Raw genomic sequence first — 4,150 nt, 5'->3', positions numbered from 1 at the left:
GAGTTGGAAGAATACCAATTACGAGACTCCGGGCTACGGTTACGAACTGGTCAGCTCTTCTTATGATGAAACGAAGTGGACGCGTGCGCTGACTGCCTGTCAGGAAGCTTTGAGTGCTGCTCAGGCTGCCGGTTACCAACTTTTTGATATTGAAACAGCCAATGAGAAGGCAGAACGTGACGGCATCGACTTGCCGTTCATTCCGGGACGTGAAGAAGATACGGAAGAGAACATCCTGTTCAAACAGCGTGTCCGTATGTTCCAGTATCTGGTAACTGCTACCGAGGGCGACAATAACAAGGAACTGATTTGGGGTCAACGTATCGACTCTGACGGAACCAACAGTGGTGAAGCTACCACAGCCCGTCTGCCGAACCGTGTAGTGAAGAAAAGTGACGGAAGCTGGAACGGTGGTTGGGCAGGATTTGCACCGACTTTGTACACTGTACAGCATTTCTATACCGAGAATGGTGAATTGCCCGAGGACGATCCTGACTTCTTCCCGCAGAGCGAGTGGTATACGCGTTTCTATGAAGGAGCTTCCAGTCCGTCGCTTACAACCGATTTGGATGGTGAAGATGTCAAGAACGATATTATCAAGCTGAATGCCAAGCGCGAAGCCCGTTTCTATGCCTGGATTGCCTACGACGGATGCGAATATGCCAAGAAGATTAACAACGGTAACCCGCTGTGGTTGAACTTTAAGAACACGAACACCAATGGTTGGCGTGCTTCCGATTCACGTAATATCTCAGGAACCGGTTACCTTTCGAAGAAGTTCATCGATCCGGCTATCAACTACACAACGAGCGGTTCGACCAATCATGCTGCTGCCCGTCGTCCGTACATCCGTATGGCTGAGCTGTACTTGAACCTGGCCGAATGCTACGCTGCTCTGAATCAGGAAGGTGAGGCTTTGAACAATCTGAACATCATCCGCAAACGTGCCGGTATCAGAGACCTGACGTCGGCCGATCTGTCGGAAATGAGTCTGATGGACTGGGTTCGCAACGAACGTTTCGTGGAACTGTTTGAAGAAGGACACCGTTACTACGACCTGCGTCGTTGGGCGATTGCTCCCGACAAACTGAAAGCGGGTACACGCTTTGCCCTGAACGGTCTGACGCTGAACCCGACTTTCGAGGAGTTCAATACTCCGATGCTCATCGACCAGCCTTTCAAATGGGATACCAAGCAATATCTGCTTCCTGTATGGTCGAGAAGTGATTATGATGAACTTTACAGCAACCCGCAGATGGTACAGGCTCCGGGATATTAATCGTCTTACTATAAACAACACATTCTATGAAAATTAAAAATATATGGTTAGCAGGCGGATTGCTTCTGTTGGCAGCCTGTAACGAGTCGGAATACGATCTGGAGAATCTGGTTCCGGCGGAATATCATAAGATTCTTTACGTGAACAACAGCGGTAAGCAGGAACTTACCCTGTTCGATACGGAGGAAGACAATACGTACTCCTTCTCGGTGTTCAAGGCGGGCAGTGACCCTTATCAGACGGCTTCGGTCGATGTCAATGTCCTGTCGCAGGAAGAAGTGGACAACGAATACAGTCAGTTGGAAGGTGTCAGCTACAAAGTGCTGAGTACCGACTGTTACTCGCTTGGTACTACTCATCTGGATTTCTCGGTTGACGACCGTTACAAACTGGTAGACATCGCGCTGAAGCCACAACAGGTGAAAGCGTTGATGGCGACCGATCCCGAGTCGGTATGGGTGTTGCCTCTGCATGTGACCAGCGAGAGCGACTCTATCAATGCCAATAAGGATGAACTGTTCTTGCAGATTATGGATGTTATTATGCCGGCACTGGGCTTTACCAGTACATCGGTAACTGTCGACCAATACAATTACGGTTCGGCACCGGATCTTAACAAGAACATTGGTATCGGGCTCGATACCGACAACAAGTGGGACATTACAGGCCAGTTGGTGGTAGACGAAGCCTACATAGCTGAGTACAACGAAGAAAACGGTACCGTTTATCAGATGCTGCCCGAAGGAACCTATACCGTTCCCGAGTCGGTAACGCTGGCTTCGGGTATCACCAATTCGGGCATCTCGGTTTCGGTGACAGCCAGCACCCTCGAACCGGGCGACTACATGCTGCCCATCCGCATCAACAGTGTCTCGCAGTTCTCTATTTCGGCCGATAAGGCTGTTTATCCGCTGACCATCCGCATCATGGCTCCCGAACTGGATCGTACGGGCTGGACGGCCGAGGCCAATACGGAAGAGCTTACGGGCGAAGGTGCAAGCGGTAAGGCCGGCTGTGCCATCGATGGCGACCTGAGCACTTACTGGCACTCGATGTGGCAGTCGGGAACTAATCCGGGCATGCCTTACGAAATCATTGTCGATACGCAGGCCGAGCACACCTTTGCACAGTTCGCTCTGGTTCAGCGCCAGCACGATACGTATATGGATACCGCTTACGGTAAGTTCTACGTCAGCTCCGACAAGGAAGAGTGGACCGAAGTGGGCAGCTTCTCACTGGAGCAGATTACCACCGCCCAGACCTTTGGCGTGATTCCGACCCAGGGACGTTACTTCAAGGTTGTCATCGAAGCCAGCTATCGTGGCAACAATGCTTCGCTCAGCGAAATCTACGCTTACGGATTCTAAAGGCAGAGGTTCTGCCGAAAGGCTCTGAACATACTGAAGGGTGTTCCCGGACGACGGGGCACCCTTTTGCTTTGCCGATACCCTATGTAGGGAAGTTTTATATCTTTGCATTATTGAATACGATTAAACGATTTTCTTTATCATGAAAAACAGGCTGATTACTTTGCTGCTGGGGCTGTTCTTTGTTTTGGCTCCAGTGATTCCGGCTGCTGCCCAGGTATCCTTTGGCAAGGCCGGCAAGTTTAACGACGGATGGCTGTTCACGCTCTCCGACGATTCGTTGATGTCCTCCACCGACTACGATGATGCCCGCTGGCGCAGGCTCGATTTGCCTCACGACTGGTCGGTTGAACATCATTTGTCGCCTTCGTTAGCCAGCTGTACCGGCTATCTGCCCGGCGGTGTGGGCTGGTATCGCAAGCATTTCCGCATCGACGACGATGCGGCGCGTCATTACATCTACTTCGAGGGTATATACAACCGTAGCGAAGTTTATCTGAACGGGCATCTGCTGGGTAAGCGTCCGAATGGTTACATTTCCTTCATGTACGACATGACTCCTTATCTGAAGGAAGGCGACAACGTGCTGGCGGTGCGCGTGGACCACAGCCGATATGCCGATTCGCGCTGGTACACGGGTTCGGGCATCTACCGCGACGTGTGGATGGTGTCGGCTTCAGACATTCACTTTGCCCAGTGGGGAGTAGGGTGGCACGCTGCTTCGCTCACCGACCGCCGGGCTGTGGTGGCTGTCGATGTGGAGGTGGAGAAGCACGTGGATGCTACAGGCCGGCTGGAAGTGAAAGCTGCGCTGCTCGATGCCGCTGGCCGGCAGGTGGCACAGGGCACTGCACGGATGGCCGACCGCAAGGCCGGACTGTCCAAACTCGCCTTGAGCCTGCGGGTGAGCAATCCGAAACGCTGGGACCTCGATAGCCCTTATTTATATACGTTGAGAACGGAGCTGCTGCAGGACGGCACGGTGCTGGACAGCTGTCTGACCACCGTCGGACTGCGTACGCTGGAGTTCGACCCTGACAAAGGATTTGCGCTGAATGGCCGCTGGATGAAGGTGAAAGGTGTCTGCCTGCACCACGATGCCGGTGTGCTGGGGGCCGTAGTACCGTCCGAGGTGTGGGAACGCCGCCTGAAGAACCTGAAAGGCATTGGCGTGAATGCCATCCGCATGAGCCATAATCCGCAGGCATCGGTGCTTTACGACTGGTGCGACCGCCTGGGACTGCTGGTGATGGACGAGGCTTCGGACGAGTGGGAGTTTCCCAAACGCAAGTGGATTAAAGGCTGGAATGTGGGCGAACCGGGTTATGACGGATCGTTCGACTTCTTCGAGGAATGGATCGAACGCGACGTGACGGACATGGTGCGCCGCGACCGCAATCATCCCAGCATCTTCCTGTGGAGCATCGGCAACGAGGTGGACTATCCCAACGACCCCTATTCGCATCCGGTGCTCGACGGAGCGACCATCAATCAGCCCATGTTC

General features: G+C 53.2%; 3 protein-coding genes. All 3 read left to right on the top strand.

From position 1 onward, the window contains the following. Positions 1-1,279 (top strand): RagB/SusD family nutrient uptake outer membrane protein (locus QVP67_RS03305; RefSeq protein WP_288179851.1); only part of this gene is annotated, 1,279 nt, incomplete at its 5' end. Positions 1,280-1,305: 26 nt separating this feature from the next. Next, a complete protein-coding gene (locus tag QVP67_RS03300) occupies positions 1,306-2,646 on the top strand; it encodes a BT_3987 domain-containing protein (protein ID WP_022162135.1) in 1,341 nt (446 codons plus the stop codon). 142 nt (positions 2,647-2,788) lie between these two features. After that, the coding region (locus tag QVP67_RS03295; RefSeq protein ID WP_288179850.1) for a glycoside hydrolase family 2 protein at positions 2,789-4,150 on the top strand (1,362 nt) is incomplete at its 3' end.

The sequence above is a fragment of the Bacteroides sp. CAG:633 genome (genome assembly GCF_000435115.1).
Lineage (GTDB): Bacteria > Bacteroidota > Bacteroidia > Bacteroidales > Bacteroidaceae > Bacteroides > Bacteroides ndongoniae.
Note: the sequence above shows the minus strand (reverse complement) of the source record. Positions and strands in the feature narration are given on the sequence as shown.